The organism is Pseudoflavonifractor sp. An187 (assembly GCF_002160275.1).
GTDB classification, from domain to species: domain Bacteria; phylum Bacillota; class Clostridia; order Oscillospirales; family Oscillospiraceae; genus Enterenecus; species Enterenecus faecium.
Map to the genome: position 1 here is coordinate 32,222 of NZ_NFKG01000017.1, position 16,510 is coordinate 48,731.

A 16,510-nucleotide genomic window follows, 5' to 3' on the forward strand; every position below is an offset into this window, starting at 1 on the left:
ATTTTTTATTGGGTGATGACGAATTCCGGCCGCCCGGCGGCGCCGTTGGCCAGCTCGTATTTGTCAAAGACCACCACCACCTGACCCTGTTCATTGAGGTAGAAGCTGCGGTCTTCGGTGATGAGGGATTCCAGGTCCAGATTGGGAAATAGCTGCTGTTGTTGCTCCTGGGACCACTGGGAGATGGAGGTCCGGATGCTGTCGGCCACAATCTGCTGGTAGTCGTCCCCGAACCAGTCTTTCAGGGTGAGCACCTGCTCCCCATCCAGGTCTACCGTGTAGTAATAGTCCGTCTGGTAGGCGGTAAAGGAGGTCTCATAGTGGGAGATGTGGAGGGAGACGTACTGGGGGCTGATATACTTCACATCATAGTCGATGTTGACCCCCACAGGCCGAAAGTCTGCCGGGTTTCCCCCTGTGGCCACATAGGCATCGTAGTATTCCTTGGCCCGGGCCTCGCTCTCCTCCAGGCAGTTTTCGATGAGCTGCTGGAGGTACTCATTGACCCGCTGCTCCAGCTCCGTCTTGCCCGTGTTTTCAATTTGAGGGATGACGGCGTCGATATACTGGAATTGGTTCTCGCTGTGGTATTCCCGGAAGACGAAAATCCGGCACACCTCCCCCACCACGGGCAGGCTACACACTCCCTGAGCGAAGGTGGGGGAGAGGTTGAGCAGGAGCACCAGGCAGGCCGCCACCGACATGGGTACCCAGGCGATGAGGCGAATAAGCCACAATCGGTGCCGCCGTTTTCCCTGTCCGCAGGCCAGAGCATCTGCCACGACACTGGACAGCTGGGAAGGAATTTCCATGTTGTCATACGGAGAGTGATCGATCATCTTCCATACCTCCCAAATCCAGTTTCAAGAGCTTCAGGGCCTTATACAGGCGTGATTTTGTGGTGCTGAGATTGGTGAACGTGATTTCCGCAATGGTGGACAGCTTCATATCCTCAAAATACCGCAAAATGATCACCGCTTTCAGCTGAGAGGGCAGGTGGTCAATGGCGGAATACAGGTCCAGATACTCCTCCTGGCCGTAGTTGGCCGGGGGAGGTGGCATGAGGTTGTCGTTCAGGTCTGCCAGATACACCACCCGGGACTGCTTGCGGAAATAGCTCATGCACTCATTGACCAGAATGCGGTAGAACCAGGTGCGCACACACTCCTGATTGCGCAGGGTGTGCTGCTTTTGCAGGGCCTTGACAATGGAGGTGTGCACCAGGTCCAGGGCGGCGTCCCGGTTTTTCACGTGGGCATAGGCGATGCGATATAGCTTTTCCTGGTTTTCCTGGATAAAGGAGACCAGAGGCGAGTTCTTTGAGGTGGCCATAACAGATTCCTTTCCACTGCCCCGTGGCCGAATCTCAGGGATTCACGGTGTGGCAGAGCAGATAGTCCAGCCAGTTTTTGCAATAGGAGGGGGTGAGGTGGATGCCGTCGGAGGAGGCACCCTCAGGCAGACAGAAGTTGTCGTCCTGGATGAGGGATTGAGAGACCTGGAGGTAATAGACCTTCTGCTCCTGGGTCATGTTGAGAATCAGCTGGTTGAACTCCTGAATCTTCTCGTTGGAGATATAGCTGTGGGTCTCGGACACCTTCTGAGACACGGGGAGAATCTCCTGCACGTAGATGACGGCGTCGGGGTTGATGGCCCGGATTTCCTGAATGAGCTGGGTAAACTTGTCGATGAAAATGCTGGGGTAGGCCCAGCCCAGCTCGTTGATGCCAAACATGAGATACACCTTGGAGAACTGGGTGTGTTTCATGGCCTCCACCACCGTCACCATCTGGCCGTTTCGGTCCACAATGGGGTCGGTGAAGACGGTGTCCACCGTGAGGCCCTTTTGGGCATAGCTTGTGGCGTTGCTCAGGCCCGTATACAGCACCAGCCCTTCGGTGCGGGAATCGCCGATGAACACGGCGTCGTCCAGGTAGCGCTTTTCCACACTGCTGGATTCGGGCACCGGCTGGGAGAAGTCATAGGGCAGGGACTGGGTGGGGCTGGCCGAGGGGGCCAGAGAGGGCGTGGGTTCCGGCGAGACGGTGGCTGTGGGCGTCGGGGTGGGCTCTGGCTGGTCATTAGACGGGGCGAAGAGGTGGGTGACCACCGTCACCACAATGGCCAGAGCGGCCAGACCCAGAACGAGAAAGAAGAGAATGGTGAGGGGAGATGCGCGGTGACGCCGTCTCCGGTGGCGTCGGGGTTGAGTGCTCATAGAAGGTACCTCCAAGGTTGAAAAATATGACATAAAAATCCCAATGGATGCTGTGTGCATGCTCGACAGTGTAGACGCGCAGCGGGGAAAGAAAGTTGACGAATGGGCTGCGTTTTTTCAAAAAATTTTTTGCTGCCAGAGCAGGCGCAGGGATGCGCATTTGGAAAATCTATCATTTTAGCATACCACGATTTTAGGGGTTGTCAACGGGGGGCGAAAGGAGAATTTTTTCTGTGTATCCGCGCACCATTTGGGCAGTGTGTTCCCCGCTCCTTTGGCGTGAAATTGGGCTGTATAACCATTTGGAAAATGCTCATAATAATTGACAAAACAGGTAATTTCCCATGGCACCTGTGACTTTTCAAATACAGAGGAGTGGCAAAGGATGAAAGCAACGGGCATAGTGAGAAGAATCGACGACCTGGGTCGTGTAGTCATACCAAAGGAAATCCGCAGAACCATGCGCATCCGGGAGGGCGATCCCCTGGAGATCTATACCGATCGGGAGGGCAGCGTCATCTTCCGCAAGTACTCCCAGCTGGAGGACATGGCGGAGCTGGCCGGAGAGCTGTGCGAGACCATGTACCGGGTTACCAGTGTTCCGGTGGTGGTCACCGACCGGGACTGCTGCATCGCCGCCGGGGGTGCGCCCCGGAAGGAGTTGGTGGAGCGGGGCGTGTCCTCAGAGCTGGGCCGGATGATGGAGGAGCGCAAGCCTTACTACAGCAGCGGCGAGGGCCTCACCCTCACCGAGGGGGACGGCCGCTACCAGGTGGAGGCGGTGTACCCCATCATCAGCCACGGGGACGTGCTGGGCAGTGTGTTGCTGCTCCACGGGGACGTCCCGGTGGGGGAGACGGAGCAGAAGACCGCCCAGATTGCAGCGGCTTTTCTGGGCCGACATATGGAGAGCTAAGAAAAAATAGGGATGCACGCGTGATTCACCGTGCATCCCTATCTACTTATTGTCCCAAATAGTCCTCGGGATTGATGGGGGCGTCCCCCTGATACATGGCAAAGTGCAGGTGGGGCTGCTTGCCGCTCTCCGCCACAGAGGTCTCTCCCACTTCGCCCACCACGGTGTCCGAGGCCACGGTGTCTCCCACCGCCACCGGGGGATTTTCCTCCAGGTTGGAGTAGACGCTGAACAGCTCGTTGCCGTGGTCCACCACCACGGTGACGCCCATCACAGCGTCTTCATATACGGCGCTGACCACGCCCTTGGCGGTGGCCTGGACCCGGGTGCCCAGGGAAGAGGCGATGTCAATGCCGTCGTGGGTCCGCCAGTCCCCCATGGTCTCGTTGTAGGACAGGGCCTCCACCGAGAAGGAGGAGATCACCGTCCCGCTCACCGGCCAGGAGTAGGCGCTGGTGGGTTGGGCGGTGGCCTCAGGGGTAGGGTGAGGGGTGGGAGCGGGTGTGGGTGTGGGCTTCGGCGTGGGGCGAGGCGTGGCCGTGGCCCTGGGGGCCGGAGTGACGGTGATGGATGCGGTGCTGGATGCCTGGTGATCGGCCGTTTTGGACAGGTTGCTGCGCACGCTCTGGATCATGAAGTAGGCGGACAGGCCAATGACCATCACGCACACCAGCACGGCAAGATAGAATCCTTTCCCCGTGACAAATTCCACGGCTCGCTGCCATAAATTCGGTTTCTGGTTCATAATAACACCTCCACGGATATTTTGGACAGGAGGTGAGAGGCCTATACCGGAGAATGGAAAAATGATGGAGGAGATTCCAGTCTGGGGAATCTCCTCCATATAGGCGGGCAAAAAGCCAACATCTGTATAAGCGGTTCAGATGATTTTGTAGGAACACAAGCCCTCGGCAGAGTTTTCCCGCCCGCAGGCGGGAAAATAAATTGAAATCACGTATTTTCCCAGGACATGCGCATGGGAAAATACACATCTCAGCCCGCCAGTGTGGAATTGGGTCGCCCTTTGACCCAATTATGCATGCAGCGGGCTGCATCCCCTCGAGAAAATGCTGGCATTTTCGAGAAATATATTATTTGACTTTGATGGTCATCAGCAGCTCGCCGGCCTTGACGCTGGTGCCGTCGGAGATGAGCACCTGGTCCACCACGCCAGCCATGCGGGCCACCACAGAGGTCTCCATCTTCATGGCCTCAATGACGGCCAGCACCTGGTTTTCCTCCACAATGTCGCCGGGCTTCACGGCCACCTTGGCCACCATGCCGGGAATAGAGGAGCCCACCTGGCTCTTGTCGGCGGGGTCGGCCATGACCACGACTTTGCCCTTCACTTCTGCCCGCTTGTCCGGCACGGCCACCTCGCGGCGGGTGCCGTTGAGCTCGAAGTTGACGGTGCGGGTGCCGTCGTCGTTCTGGTCGCCCAAGCCTAAGTACTTGATGACCAGGGTCTTGCCGTCCTCGATGTTGATCTTGTTGGTCTCACCGATGGCCATGCCGTTGAAGAACACGTGGCTGCTCATGCGGGTGATGTAGCCGTACTCCTGGCGGTGGCGGCGGTAGTCCTCATACACCTTGGGGAACAGGCAATAGGAGAGGATGCCCCGGGTGGTAATGTGCTCGGGCTCCATAAACCGGGTCATCTCCTCCCGCACGGCCTCCAAGTCCACGGGGGGCAGCAGCTGACCGGGGCGGCAGGTGATGGGCTTCTCGCCCTTGAGCACCACCTCCTGGAGGCCCTCCGGCTGGAAGCCCCAGGCGGGCTGACCCATCATGCCCTTGAAGTAGCTGACCACCGAGTCGGGGAAGGACAGGCTCTTGCCCCGCTCAATGATGTTGTCCGGGGTCAGGTCGTTTTGCACCATGAAGATGGCCAGGTCTCCCACCATCTTGGAGGAGGGGGTCACCTTCACCAGGTCGCCCAGCATGTCGTTGACGGTCTTGTACATCTCCTTGACCTCGTCAAACCGGGAGCCCAGACCCAGGGATACCACCTGGGGATACAGGTTGGTGTACTGGCCGCCGGGAATCTCGTAGCGGTAGATGTCGGTGGTGGGGCTCTTCAAGCCCTCGTCAAAGCTGGCGTAGCGCAGACGCACGTCCGCCCAGTAGTTGTCCAGCCGCTGAATCTCCCGCAGGTCCAGCCCGGTGTCCCGCTCCTGGCCCTCCAGAGCCGCCACCACAGCGGACAGGGAGGGCTGGCTGGTGAGGCTGGACAGGGAGGCGGTGGCGCAGTCCACAATGTCCACCCCGGCCTCGGCAGCCATCAGGTAGGTGGCCACCTGATTTCCGGTGGTGTCGTGGGTGTGCAGGTGGATGGGCAGGCCCACCTCCTGTTTGAGGGTGGAGATGAGCTTCTTGGCGGCGTAGGGCTTGAGCAGACCGGACATATCTTTGATGCACAGGGTGTGGGCGCCCCGGCGCTCCAGCTCCTTGGCCATATCCACGTAGTATTTTAAGGTATACTTGTCCCGCTTGGGGTCCAGAATGTCCCCGGTGTAGCACATGGTGGCCTCCAGCACCTTGTTCTGGCGCAGGACCTCCTCCATGGCCACCTCCATGCCGGGAATCCAGTTCAGAGAGTCGAAGACCCGGAAGATGTCGATGCCCTCCCGGGCGGCCTCCCGCACAAACTCCCGCACCAGGTTGTCGGGGAAGTTGGCGTAGCCCACCATGTTGGAGCCACGCAGCAGCATCTGGAAGGGGATGTTGGGGATCTTCTCCCGCAGCTGCTCCAGGCGGTCCCAGGGGGACTCGTGGAGGAAGCGGTAGGCGGTGTCGAAGGTGGCCCCGCCCCACATTTCCAGGGAGAAGCAGTCCTGGAGAATCTCCGCGGTGCCGTCCGCCCCGTGGAGCATGTCACGGGTACGCATCCGGGTGGACAGCAGGGACTGGTGGGCGTCCCGCATGGTGGTGTCGGTGATGAGCAGCTTCTTCTGGTTCAGCACCCACTCCTTCACCGCCTCGGGGCCCTTTTCGTCCAGCAGCGCCTTGAGGCCGTTCAGGGGCTTTCCGGTGGGGGTGGGGAAGCGGGGCTTGTGGTACTGCTTGCGCTCGGTGTCCGGGTTGTCCACCTGGATCTGGGCGATGTACTTCAAGACCTTGGTGGCCCGGTCCCGGCTGTTTTCAATCTCAAACAGCTCGGGGGTGTCGTCAATGAACTTGGTGTGACAGGCCCCGGCCAGGAAAGCGGGGTGGTTGAGAATGTTGGTGACGAAGGGGATGTTGGTCTTGACCCCTCGCACGTGCTCCTCGTTCACCGCACGGGTGGCCCGGCGGCAGGCGCCCTCAAAGGTGTTGTCCCAAGTGGTGACCTTCACCAGCAGAGAGTCGTAGTAGGGGGAGACCACCGCCCCGGCCGCAGCGTTGCCGCCGTCCAGACGCACCCCAAAGCCGCCGCTGGAGCGGTAGGCGGAGATTTTACCGGTGTCGGGGGCAAAGTTGTTGGAGGGGTCCTCGGTGGTAACCCGGCACTGGATGGAGTAGCCGTAGATGCGCAGGTCCTCCTGGCGGGCCAAACCGATGGCGGGGTGGGAGAGAGGATGCCCCTCGGCAATGAGAATCTGGGCCCGTACCAGGTCCACGCCGGTGACCATCTCGGTGACGGTGTGCTCCACCTGGATGCGGGGATTCATCTCAATGAAGTAATGCTGGCCGGTCTTGCCGTCCACCAGGAACTCCACGGTGCCGGCGTTGACGTAGCCCACATGTTTGGCGATCTTCACGGCGTCCGCCCGCAGGGCCTCCACGGTGGCCTGGGGCACCGACCAGGCGGGGGCGTACTCCACCACCTTCTGATAGCGGCGCTGGAGGGAGCAGTCCCGTTCCCCCAGATGCACCACGTTGCCGTGCTCGTCGGCCAGAATCTGAACCTCAATGTGCTTGGGCTCCACCAGGAACTTCTCAATGAAGATGTCCTCGTTGCCGAAGGCCTTTCGGGCCTCGTTTTTCACCAGCTCAAACTCCCGGCGCACGTCCTCCTCGCTGTCGCAGCGGCGCATACCACGCCCGCCGCCACCGGCGGCGGCCTTGAGGATGATGGGGAAGCCGTAGCTCAGGGCCTTCTCCACCGCCTCGTCGGCGTCCTTCAAGGGCTGGGTGGAACCGGGAATGATGGGTACGTTGCAGGCGATGGCGGTGGCTTTCGCCGCCAGCTTGTCGCCCATTTGGGCCAGCACCTGGGAGGGCGGGCCGATGAACTTGATGCCGTTTGCCTCACAGGCCCGGGCAAAGTCGGCGTTTTCGGACAAAAAGCCGTAGCCGGGGTGGATGGCGGTGACGCCCCGGCGCTTGGCCAGGTCGATGATGGCGGGGATGTCCAGATAGGCCCCTAAGGGGGACTGGTTCTCCCCAATGAGATAGGCCTCATCGGCCTTGATGCGGAACATGGAATTGGTGTCCTCGTTGGAGTACATGGCCACCGTGTGCAGCCCTAAGTCGTGACAGGCGCGGAAGATGCGGATGGCAATCTCGCCCCGGTTGGCGGCGAGCACCTTGGAGAATTGTTGTGCCACTGTCCTACCTCCTTATCCTTGAAACATATTGGATGATAAGGTACATTATAGAGGTTGTTTTTCCCTTTTGCAACGGAGAACCTATGTGAAAAAATAAACTTGGCATTTCTGACATGAAATGCTTTATCTCGGCAAAGAAGTTGTGGTAAACACACAAGAGTCCACGTCCTGCGGACAAATGGCCGGGAGTTGGGGGTGTTCATCCGGGGGGAAGTGTGATACAATATATCTCATATGCCGCGCAAGCGGCAGGTGTAGCCCAGGAGGTGGTGAAGGTGGGAAACAAGGAGGTCAATGTGGCCCTGTCCGCTCTGTCTGGCGTGGGTCCGGTGCGCAGCGGTAAGCTGGCCAAGCTGGGCCTGGAGCGGCTGGGGGATGTGCTGTGGCACTTCCCGCTGCGGTATGAGGACCGCAGGAAGCTGTACACCGTGCGGGAGGCCCCCGAAGGGATGACCTGCTGCGTGAAGGCCATGGTGGCCCAGGACCCCCAGCTGTCCCGGGCGAGGAGCGGCGTGGAGCTGGTGAAGGTGCGGTGCGTGGATGAGACCGGGACACTGCACCTGACTTTTTTTCACCAGAGCTATCTCCGCCGGGCCTTTTCTCCCGGGGACCAGTATATTTTTTACGGGCGTGTGGAGCGGCAGGGCAGAGGGCTTGCCATGGTCAACCCCCTCTTTGAAAAGGAGGGGGAGGAGCGCTACACCGGGCGCATCGTCCCGGTCTACCCCCTGACGGCGGGCATCCACAACGCCCTGATGGTGAGCTTGGCCCAGCTGGCGGTGGACCAGGTGGCCCCCACGGTGGAGGAGGTGCTCCCCACCTGGGTGCGGCGGGAGTACGGCCTGTGTCAGCAGGAGTTTGCCCTGGCCAATATCCACTTCCCTCAGAATTTCGAGGGGCTGGCCAGCGCCCGAAAGCGGCTCATCTTCGAGGAACTTATGACCCTCACCTGCGGCCTGGCCATGCTGAAAGGGCGGCGGCAACAGGGGGAGGGGCTGGTGTTGGGCCAGCACACCCCCCAGCAGTTCTGCGCCCTGCTCCCCTTCACCCCCACCGGGGCCCAGACGAGAGCCATGGAAGACATCTTCCACGACGTCACCTCGGGGCGGAGCATGAACCGCCTGGTACAGGGAGACGTGGGCTCCGGCAAGACGGCGGTGGCCGCCTACGGGGCCTGGTGTGCCGCCCTCAGCGGGCTGCAGTGCGCCCTCATGGCCCCCACGGAATTGTTGGCCGAGCAGCACTGCCGCACCTTGTCCTCCATTTTGGAGCCGGTAGGGGTGAAGGTAGCCCTGCTCACCGGGTCGGTGAAGGGAGCGGTACGGAAAAAGCTGCTCCAGGAGCTGGAGCGGGGTGACATTCAGGTGCTGGTGGGCACCCACGCCCTCTTCTCCCAGCCCGTGACTTATCACAAGCTGGGCCTGGTCATTGCCGACGAGCAGCACCGGTTCGGCGTGGCCCAGCGGGGGGCGCTGGCGGCCAAGGGGGGCGAAATTCCGCCCCATGTGCTGGTGATGTCCGCCACCCCCATTCCCCGCACCCTGGCCCTGATGATCTACGGGGATATGGAGGTATCCATCATCGACGAGCTGCCCCCGGGCCGCACCCCCGTGGCCACCTATGTGGTGGGGGAGGATAAGCGGCAGCGGATGTACGGCTTTGTCCGTGCCCAGGTGGGGCAGGGCAGGCAGGTGTATCTGGTGTGCCCTGCCGTGGAGGAGTCCCAGGGGGAGGAGGGGGGAGAGGCCCTTTCCCCCGCCATGGATATGAAGGCGGTGACCACCTACGCCAAGCATCTGCAAGAGCAAGTGTTCCCCGACTTAACCGTGGGCTTTGTCCACGGCAAGATGAAGGCCAAGGACAAGGAGACCATCATGTCCGCCTTTGCCTCGGGAGAGGTGCAGATTCTGGTGTCCACCACCGTCATTGAGGTGGGAGTGGACGTGCCCAACGCCACCTTGATGATTGTGGAGAACGCCGACCGCTTCGGCCTCTCCCAGCTCCACCAGCTCCGGGGCCGGGTGGGGCGAGGCAAGCACGAGAGCTTCTGCGTGCTGGTCACCGCCAGCCGCAGCGACACCGCCCGCCAGCGGCTGCGGGTGCTCACCCAGACCACCGACGGCTTCCAGATCGCTCAGGAGGACCTGCGGCTGCGGGGCCCCGGCGACTTCTTCGGCCAGCGGCAGCACGGCCTGCCCCAGTTGAAGGTGGCGGACTTCGCCTCCGACCTGGAGCTTTTGAATCAGGCCCGCCAGGCCGCCCAGACCCTGGTGGAGGGGGACGGAGAGCTCTCCAGGCCGGAGCACCAGCCTCTGCGCCGGAGAGTGGAGCATATGTTCCGGGATAACCCGGAAATTTTTCATTAATTGATTCGAAATGGAGCGTACAAACCATGACGAGAAAAGAACATAGCAAGGCCCTGCGGGCACACCCCCAGGTGCACTACAACTGCGCCCAGGCGGTGCTCATCCCCTTTGCCGGGGACATGGGGCTTACAGAAGAGCAGGCCAACGCCCTGACCCTGAATTTCGGGGCGGGCATGGGCTGCGGCGCCGTGTGCGGCGCCATCTCCGGGGCCTTTGTGGCCATGGGCGGCCTGGGGATGCCCCAGGAGAAGCGGGTGGAGCTGCTGCGGGAGTTCCGAGCGGCCCATGGACATGTGGAGTGTGCCCAGCTGCTGAAAGCTGCGATGGAGCGGGGCGAGGAGAGAAAATGCCACTGTGACCGGATGGTGGCCTGGTGTATGGACTGGGTCAGCCGGGAGAGCGGTTTGGAGTAAAGGAGCGAGACACAAGTGGAAGCCATCATTCAACGCCTGGCCCAGGAGTTTTCTGTCCCGGCCAAGCATGTGGAAAACGTCATCAACCTTCTGGACGAGGGGAACACCGTCCCCTTCATTGCCCGGTACCGCAAGGAGATGCACGGCGGCATGGATGACCAGCTCATCCGCCAACTGGCCGACCGTCTGCAATACCTGCGGGGGCTGGACAAGCGGCGTCAGGAGGTGAAAACCGCCATTGAGAACCAGGGCAAGCTCACCGACGAGCTGGCCCAGGCCATCGACGCCGCCCAGACTTTGGCGGAGGTGGAGGACCTGTACCGACCCTACCAGCAGAAGCGGCGCACCCGTGCCACCATGGCCAAGGAGAAGGGGCTGGAGCCTCTGGCCCAGACCCTCTATGACCAGAAGCGAGATTGTCCCGACCCGGAGACCCTGGCCCAGGACTTTATCAATCCCGACCTGGGGGTAGAGGACGTGGCCGCGGCGTTGCAGGGGGCGTCCGACATTGTGGCGGAGTGGATCTCCGACGATGCGGACATCCGCAAGACCCTGCGCACTCTCTACGGCAAAAAGGCCATGCTGGTGTCCAAAGCCGCCGCCAAGGAGCCGGAGGACACCGTCTACCGCCTCTATTATGAGTTCTCCGCCCCCGTCAGCAAGGTGATGGGCCACCAGGTGCTGGCCATCAACCGAGGGGAGCGGGAGGACATCTTGAAGGTGTCCGTGGACATGGACGAGGAGGAGGCCCTGGTGGCGGTGCGCCGCCAGGTGGTGCGCCCCGGCACCCCCGCCATGGCCTTTGTGAAAGCCGCCGCGGAGGATGCCTACCGCCGCCTCATTGCCCCCTCGCTGGAGCGGGAGGTGCGCAGCGACCTCACCGAGAAGGCCTCGGAGGGGGCCATCGGCCAGTTTGCGCTAAACCTCAAGCCCCTGCTGATGCAGCCCCCAGTGAAGGGCCATGTGACCATGGGCCTGGACCCCGGCTACCGCATGGGGTGCAAGGTGGCGGTCATCGACCCCACGGGCAAGGTGCTGGACACCACTGTGGTCTATCCCACCCACGGGGAGCGGGGCAAGCAGGAGGCCATTGCCAAGCTCTCCGCCCTGGTGAAGAAGCACCACGTGCAGCACATCGCCATTGGCAACGGCACCGCCAGCCGGGAGACCGAGCAGATGGCAGTGGAGATGATCGGGAAGCTGAACTGCGGGGTCACCTATATGATGGTCAACGAGGCGGGGGCTTCGGTGTACTCTGCCTCCAAGCTGGCCGCCGAGGAGTTCCCCGACTTTGACGTGAACCTGCGCTCGGCGGTGTCCATCGCCCGCCGTCTCCAGGACCCACTGGCCGAGCTGGTGAAGATCGACCCCAAGAGCATCGGCGTGGGCCAGTATCAGCACGACATGCCCCAGGCCCGCCTGGGCGAGGCCCTGGACAGGGTGGTGGAGGACTGCGTCAACGCCGTGGGCGTGGATGTGAACACCGCCTCGGCTCCGCTGCTGGCCCGGGTGGCGGGTCTGACCCAGACCACCGCCAAGAACATGGTCAAGTACCGGGAGGAGAACGGCCCCTTCACCACCCGCAAACAGATTTTGAAGGTGCCCAAGCTGGGCCCCAAGGCCTTTGAGCAGTGCGCCGGATTTTTGCGGGTGCCGGAGAGCAAATCCCCTCTGGACAACACCGCCGTCCACCCCGAGAGCTACGCCGCCGCCCAGAAGCTGCTGGAGCTGTGCGGTTATACCATGGAGCAGGTGAAGGCGGGTACCCTCCAGGACTTGATGGACAAGGTGAAGGCCTACGGCGTGGAGCGTGCGGCGGAGGCGTGTGGCGTGGGTGTGCCCACCCTGCTGGACGTGGCGTCCGAGCTGATGAAGCCGGGGCGTGACCCCCGAGACGAGCTGCCCGCCCCGGTGCTGCGCACCGATGTGCTGGAGATCAAGGACCTGAAGCCGGGCATGGAGCTCAAGGGCACCGTGCGCAACGTCATCGACTTCGGGGCCTTTGTGGACATTGGCGTTCACCAGGACGGCCTGGTGCACATCAGCCAGATCTGCGACCGCTTCATCAAGCACCCCTCTCAGGTCCTGTCTGTGGGTGACGTGGTGACGGTGTGGGTCAAAGAGGTGGACGAGAAGAAAAAGAGAATCTCCCTGACCATGAAGGGAGCCGCGGCGGCCACGCCGGGAAAGTGAGGAGAAATAGACCATGAGCGGTAAATTGTATCTGGTTCCCACCCCCATCGGCAATCTGGGGGACATCTCCCGGCGCATGGCAGACACCATGGCAGGGGCGGACTTTCTGGCCGCCGAGGACACCCGGGTGACGGTGAAGCTGCTCAACCACCTGGGGCTGAAAAAGCCCATGGTCAGCTACCACCGCCACAATTGTTCCACAGCGGGACCCGCCATTGTGGATCGTCTGTTGGCCGGGGAGAGCTGCGCCCTGGTCACCGATGCGGGCACCCCCGCCATTTCCGACCCCGGAGAGGACCTGGTGGCCCTGTGTGCCCAGCACGACATCCCGGTGGAGGCGGTGCCCGGTCCCTGCGCCCTCATCTGCGCCCTGTCCGTCTCCGGGCTGCCCACCGCCCGGTTCACCTTTGAGGGCTTTCTGCCCCAGAACAAGAAAAACCGCCGCTCCCATCTGGATAGTTTGAAGGGGGAGCAGCGGACCATGGTGTTCTATGAGGCCCCCCACAAGCTGGAGGACACCCTGGAGGACTTTGTGGCGGTGTTCGGGGCAGAGCGGCGCATTGCCCTGTGCCGGGAGCTGACCAAACTCCACGAAGAGGTGGTGCGCACCACCGTGGGCCAGGCTCTGGCCGACTGCGCCACCCGCCCGCCCCGGGGGGAGTATGTGCTGGTGGTGGAGGGTGCCCCCGAAGCCCCGGCCCAAGAGGCAGACCCCCAGGCCGCCCTGGAGCGGGTGGCCCAGCTGCGAGGCGAGGGCCTGTCCCTCAAGGAGGCCTGCGCCAAAGCTGGGGAAGAATTTGGCATGAAGAAGCGTCAATTGTACGATATGAGCCTGGGAAAGTGATTACGAATAGTATAAAAAGACATCTTTATTTTCTGGAGAATTTAGACATAAAATGACAAAAAAGTCCGGTGGAAATAGTTTCCACCGGACTTTTTGCTCGAAAAAGTAGTTACTTTCCTTCCAGTTCCCGCAGGCAGGATGCGCAGATGTTCTTGCCCTTGAAGGTGGTGATTTCGGAAGACTCTCCGCAGAAAATGCAGGCGGGCTCGTACTTCTTTAGCACGATAGAGCCACCATCTACGTAGATTTCCAGGGCGTCACGTTCTGCAATGTCCAGGGTGCGGCGAAGCTCAATGGGCAATACGATGCGGCCCAACTCGTCTACCTTGCGAACAATTCCAGTCGATTTCATATGTGAAGTCCTCCTTACAAAATGTACACTTTCACAAACCTCATTCATTATAACACAGGGTATAATCTTGTCAATCGCAAAAGTATAAAATTAATAGAACTATAATATTTTTCCAAGAAATTCGTCGAAGGCGTATGGAGGGGGAAAAGGGGGCATAAACATGGGGGAAGAAGGAGGGAAAATGGACCATGGCGATGTCTTGGATCTGGGTTGTGATGGTGGGAGCGTCCATTTTATGTGGTGCAGCCACCGGGCGTATGGATGCGGTGGCCGGGGCGGCCCTGGAGGGGGCCAACGCCGGGGTGGAGCTGAGCCTGGCCATGGCGGGGGTGATGTGCCTGTGGATGGGGGTCATGCGGGTGATGGAGAAGAGCGGCCTGGTGGGGGGGCTATCGCGGTGTCTCCACCCCATTCTCTCCCGGCTCTACCCTCAGCACCGGGATGATGCGCAGGTGATGGGGGCGGTGAGCGCCAACGTAGCGGCCAACCTGTTGGGGCTGGGCAACGCCTCCACCCCCTTGGGCATCCGGGCGGCCCAGCTCATGGCCCAGGGGGCGGGGGGCGTAGCCAGTGACAGCCTGTGCATGCTGGTGGTGTGCAACACCGCCTCCATCCAACTCATCCCCGCCACGGTGGCCAGCATCCGCCAGGCGGCGGGGAGCGGGGCGGCCTTTGACATTCTGCCTGCGGTGTGGCTGGCCTCGGCGGTGTCGGTGACGGTGGGCATTGTGGCGGCCAAGGTGATGGCCCGTGTGTGGAGGGAGTGAGAGGACATGATGTCCATGGTGGTGCCTGTCATCATGCTGGGGGTCATGGTGTGGGGCATTGCTTGCCGGGTGGACGTGTGGTCCACCCTGGTGGAGGGGGGCGCCCAGGGGCTCCAGACGGCGGTGCGCATGGTGCCCTCTCTGGTGGGGCTGCTGTGCGGGGTGTACATGCTGCGGGCCTCTGGGGCCCTGGAGCTGCTGGAGGGGCTCATTGCGCCGGTTCTGGGCCTGGTGGGCATCCCGCCGGAGACGGTGGGGCTGCTGGTAGTGCGGCCCATCAGCGGTTCGGCGGCTCTGGGGCTGGGGGCGGAGCTCATTGAGACCTACGGTCCCGACTCCCTGGTGGGGCGCACGGCGGCGGTGATGCTGGGCTCCACCGAGACCACCTTCTACACGGTGGCGGTGTACTTTGGGGCGGCCAAGATCAGCCGCACCCGCTACGCCATCCCGGCGGCTCTGTGCGGGGATGTGGCGGGCTTTCTGGCCGCCAGCTGGGCGGTGAAGTGGCTGTTTGGGGCATAAAAACTTCCCTGCCCCCAGAGAACTGAGGGCAGGGAAGTTGCTAAGCTATTGTCAGAATTCAATTTCGTACTCCAGATACCGTCTGGACTCGTTTCTCACTTCGCTGCTGACGGTGGTGTTGCCTGAACACTTCAGACCATTTAGAACAGCATCAATTTTTGCGGCATCGTGCTCCTTAATGCCTGAGGTGTTGCTCAATTTCAACATGTACTTCTGGTGGAGCAGGGGAGCCTTCTCGTCTAGGCGCATGGTAATGAGGGATTGGATGCTGGGTTCTTTGAGCAGGTAGACGGGGTGAGGTGCCATGGGCTCATGTCCTGGAAAGGACATTTCCGCAGCTACCTCAACCGTGGAAAACCTGCGCTCCGTGGACTGATGGTGGTAATCTCCTGAAGCGTGGCCGGATACATTGGCCTTTGCATCCACTTTGGCCTGGCGTTTTTGGTCTGTGAAGGATGCCTGTTCTTCCTTATAAGTGACCCGAAAGTGACGTGCACCCAGGGTTTGAGCGATCGTTTGAAGTTCATTGATTCGAGCAATCTTCAAATAGCTGAAATATTCATCCAGAGCGATATAGCGGTTGGGGATGATGGGGTCTACATAGTAAAATTCCCCATCTTGATCGGGGTAAAGGGTCAGGGAGAGCTGATCCAGGCAGTCACGAAATAGGTTGACCAGTACAACTCCTTTGGGGGTGGATTGGAAGCCTACAGCCCCCAGACAGAGCGGGTTTTGGGCGTACTTCGGAGTCCGTTCTGCCAAGCGGATAAATTTGGGGACGGTAAAATTTTCGTCGGGGAAAATAGGGCTGAGTGCTTTCAGTTCCTGGGCTCTTGCCAAGGCTTCGGCGGAGGCTTTGACATTCTGGGCACCTTTTTTGGCGGCTTCACCCATAACCCCAGCGATAACGCTCACATCTTTGAAATCAAATTTTCCATCATCGTTCTGGTCTACCGCCTGGATGGCGTGGCCCAGAATACCTTTTGCAGCCTTTCCGGCATTAGCAGCCAGATTTTGAAGCTTCGCTTTTTTATCCATGTCGGATTCCTCCTCAGTGGTGATCTCTTATTATGCCTTGTAAATTCTGCGTGAGGGAACTACATTGTGTGCGACAGATTGTGATAGAGTTCTTTTGTGTTTAGTATAGCATACCGTATTCTGGAAAGATAGATTCTTTGTGTAGGGGAGGGGCTTGCCCCTCCCGAATTTCTCAGGGCAAAACAGGGCGCCACAGCCTCTTAAATATAGACATAAAAAAGAACGGGCTTGGTAGCCCGTTCTTTCAGACTGTCCAAAAACCCCTGTTTTCATGAAGCGAAAACAGGGGTTCTAGTCGTATTTTGGGGAACAATAGCAAATATGATGCGCAAAATGGAGTTCTCCCAACTCC

14 protein-coding genes are annotated in these 16,510 nt (G+C 60.6%); 7 read left to right on the forward strand and 7 right to left on the reverse strand.

Features of this window, described 5'->3' with window-relative positions; all coding sequences use genetic code 11:
* Nucleotides 1–5: 5 nt before the first annotated feature.
* Genes B5F22_RS08300 through B5F22_RS08310 form a run of 3 tightly spaced genes read right to left on the reverse strand, consistent with a single transcriptional unit; the run spans nt 6 to nt 2,218 of the window.
* On the reverse strand, nt 6–839 hold the full coding sequence (locus B5F22_RS08300) for a DUF3298 and DUF4163 domain-containing protein (protein WP_087392197.1): 834 nt from the start codon (nt 837–839) through the stop codon (nt 6–8).
* Entirely contained in the window at nt 817–1,332 is a 516-nt protein-coding gene (locus tag B5F22_RS08305; protein ID WP_087392198.1) for a sigma-70 family RNA polymerase sigma factor, read from the reverse strand. Before B5F22_RS08305 ends, B5F22_RS08300 begins: the two co-directional genes overlap by 23 nt.
* A 34-nt stretch (nt 1,333–1,366) precedes the next feature.
* The gene (locus B5F22_RS08310) at nt 1,367–2,218 is read right to left on the reverse strand and encodes a GDSL-type esterase/lipase family protein (RefSeq protein WP_158096663.1); all 852 of its coding nucleotides are present in this window, start codon (nt 2,216–2,218) and stop codon (nt 1,367–1,369) included.
* Between the two features lie 385 nt (nt 2,219–2,603).
* Between B5F22_RS08310 and B5F22_RS08315 the strand changes: the two genes are divergently transcribed.
* Nucleotides 2,604–3,134, forward strand: a complete 531-nt coding sequence (locus B5F22_RS08315; RefSeq protein ID WP_087392200.1) for a stage V sporulation T C-terminal domain-containing protein — start codon at nt 2,604–2,606, stop codon at nt 3,132–3,134.
* Between the two features lie 46 nt (nt 3,135–3,180).
* Here the strand turns inward: B5F22_RS08315 and B5F22_RS08320 are convergent, their stop codons facing one another.
* On the reverse strand, nt 3,181–3,879 hold the full coding sequence (locus tag B5F22_RS08320) for a M23 family metallopeptidase (RefSeq protein ID WP_087392201.1): 699 nt from the start codon (nt 3,877–3,879) through the stop codon (nt 3,181–3,183).
* Between the two features lie 346 nt (nt 3,880–4,225).
* Nucleotides 4,226–7,663: a pyruvate carboxylase gene (locus B5F22_RS08325; protein ID WP_087370064.1), complete on the reverse strand. Its 3,438-nt coding sequence runs from the start codon at nt 7,661–7,663 to the stop codon at nt 4,226–4,228.
* A gap of 275 nt (nt 7,664–7,938) precedes the next feature.
* On the opposite strand from B5F22_RS08325, the gene recG reads away from it, so the two are divergent.
* The 4 genes from recG to rsmI are packed head-to-tail and all read left to right on the forward strand — an operon-like array spanning nt 7,939 to nt 13,479.
* On the forward strand, nt 7,939–10,029 hold the full coding sequence (gene recG, locus B5F22_RS08330) for an ATP-dependent DNA helicase RecG (protein ID WP_087392210.1): 2,091 nt from the start codon (nt 7,939–7,941) through the stop codon (nt 10,027–10,029).
* Nucleotides 10,030–10,055: 26 nt separating this feature from the next.
* Nucleotides 10,056–10,442 carry a C-GCAxxG-C-C family protein gene (locus B5F22_RS08335; protein WP_087392202.1) on the forward strand — a complete coding sequence of 129 codons (387 nt, stop codon included), beginning with the start codon at nt 10,056–10,058 and terminating at the stop codon, nt 10,440–10,442.
* Between the two features lie 15 nt (nt 10,443–10,457).
* Entirely contained in the window at nt 10,458–12,635 is a 2,178-nt protein-coding gene (locus tag B5F22_RS08340) for a Tex family protein (protein WP_087392203.1), read from the forward strand.
* Between the two features lie 13 nt (nt 12,636–12,648).
* Nucleotides 12,649–13,479: a 16S rRNA (cytidine(1402)-2'-O)-methyltransferase gene (rsmI, locus tag B5F22_RS08345; RefSeq protein WP_087392204.1), complete on the forward strand. Its 831-nt coding sequence runs from the start codon at nt 12,649–12,651 to the stop codon at nt 13,477–13,479.
* Nucleotides 13,480–13,588: 109 nt separating this feature from the next.
* On the opposite strand, the gene B5F22_RS08350 is transcribed toward rsmI, so the two are convergent.
* On the reverse strand, nt 13,589–13,831 hold the full coding sequence (locus B5F22_RS08350; RefSeq protein WP_087231027.1) for an AbrB/MazE/SpoVT family DNA-binding domain-containing protein: 243 nt from the start codon (nt 13,829–13,831) through the stop codon (nt 13,589–13,591).
* Nucleotides 13,832–14,019: 188 nt separating this feature from the next.
* Here B5F22_RS08350 and B5F22_RS08355 point away from each other — a divergent pair, with 188 nt between their 5' ends.
* Entirely contained in the window at nt 14,020–14,598 is a 579-nt protein-coding gene (locus tag B5F22_RS08355; RefSeq protein WP_087392205.1) for a nucleoside recognition domain-containing protein, read from the forward strand.
* 6 nt (nt 14,599–14,604) lie between these two features.
* Nucleotides 14,605–15,120 carry a nucleoside recognition domain-containing protein gene (locus B5F22_RS08360; protein WP_087392206.1) on the forward strand — a complete coding sequence of 172 codons (516 nt, stop codon included), beginning with the start codon at nt 14,605–14,607 and terminating at the stop codon, nt 15,118–15,120.
* A 51-nt stretch (nt 15,121–15,171) separates the two neighbouring features.
* Here B5F22_RS08360 and B5F22_RS08365 read toward each other — a convergent pair whose 3' ends face one another.
* Nucleotides 15,172–16,158, reverse strand: coding sequence for a hypothetical protein (locus B5F22_RS08365; RefSeq protein ID WP_087392207.1), 987 nt, complete (start codon nt 16,156–16,158; stop codon nt 15,172–15,174).
* Nucleotides 16,159–16,510: the final 352 nt, after the last annotated feature.

Excerpts from the sequence above, each read along its gene's own strand:
- B5F22_RS08300 (WP_087392197.1), bottom strand. The coding sequence starts at position 839 with ATGATCGATCACTCTCCGTATGACAACATGGAAATTCCTTCCCAGCTG.
- B5F22_RS08305 (WP_087392198.1), bottom strand. The coding sequence starts at position 1,332 with ATGGCCACCTCAAAGAACTCGCCTCTGGTCTCCTTTATCCAGGAAAAC.
- B5F22_RS08310 (WP_158096663.1), bottom strand. The coding sequence starts at position 2,218 with ATGAGCACTCAACCCCGACGCCACCGGAGACGGCGTCACCGCGCATCT.
- B5F22_RS08315 (WP_087392200.1), top strand. The coding sequence starts at position 2,604 with ATGAAAGCAACGGGCATAGTGAGAAGAATCGACGACCTGGGTCGTGTA.
- B5F22_RS08320 (WP_087392201.1), bottom strand. The coding sequence starts at position 3,879 with ATGAACCAGAAACCGAATTTATGGCAGCGAGCCGTGGAATTTGTCACG.
- B5F22_RS08335 (WP_087392202.1), top strand. The coding sequence starts at position 10,056 with ATGACGAGAAAAGAACATAGCAAGGCCCTGCGGGCACACCCCCAGGTG.
- rsmI (WP_087392204.1), top strand. The coding sequence starts at position 12,649 with ATGAGCGGTAAATTGTATCTGGTTCCCACCCCCATCGGCAATCTGGGG.
- B5F22_RS08350 (WP_087231027.1), bottom strand. The coding sequence starts at position 13,831 with ATGAAATCGACTGGAATTGTTCGCAAGGTAGACGAGTTGGGCCGCATC.
- B5F22_RS08355 (WP_087392205.1), top strand. The coding sequence starts at position 14,020 with ATGGCGATGTCTTGGATCTGGGTTGTGATGGTGGGAGCGTCCATTTTA.
- B5F22_RS08360 (WP_087392206.1), top strand. The coding sequence starts at position 14,605 with ATGATGTCCATGGTGGTGCCTGTCATCATGCTGGGGGTCATGGTGTGG.
- B5F22_RS08365 (WP_087392207.1), bottom strand. The coding sequence starts at position 16,158 with ATGGATAAAAAAGCGAAGCTTCAAAATCTGGCTGCTAATGCCGGAAAG.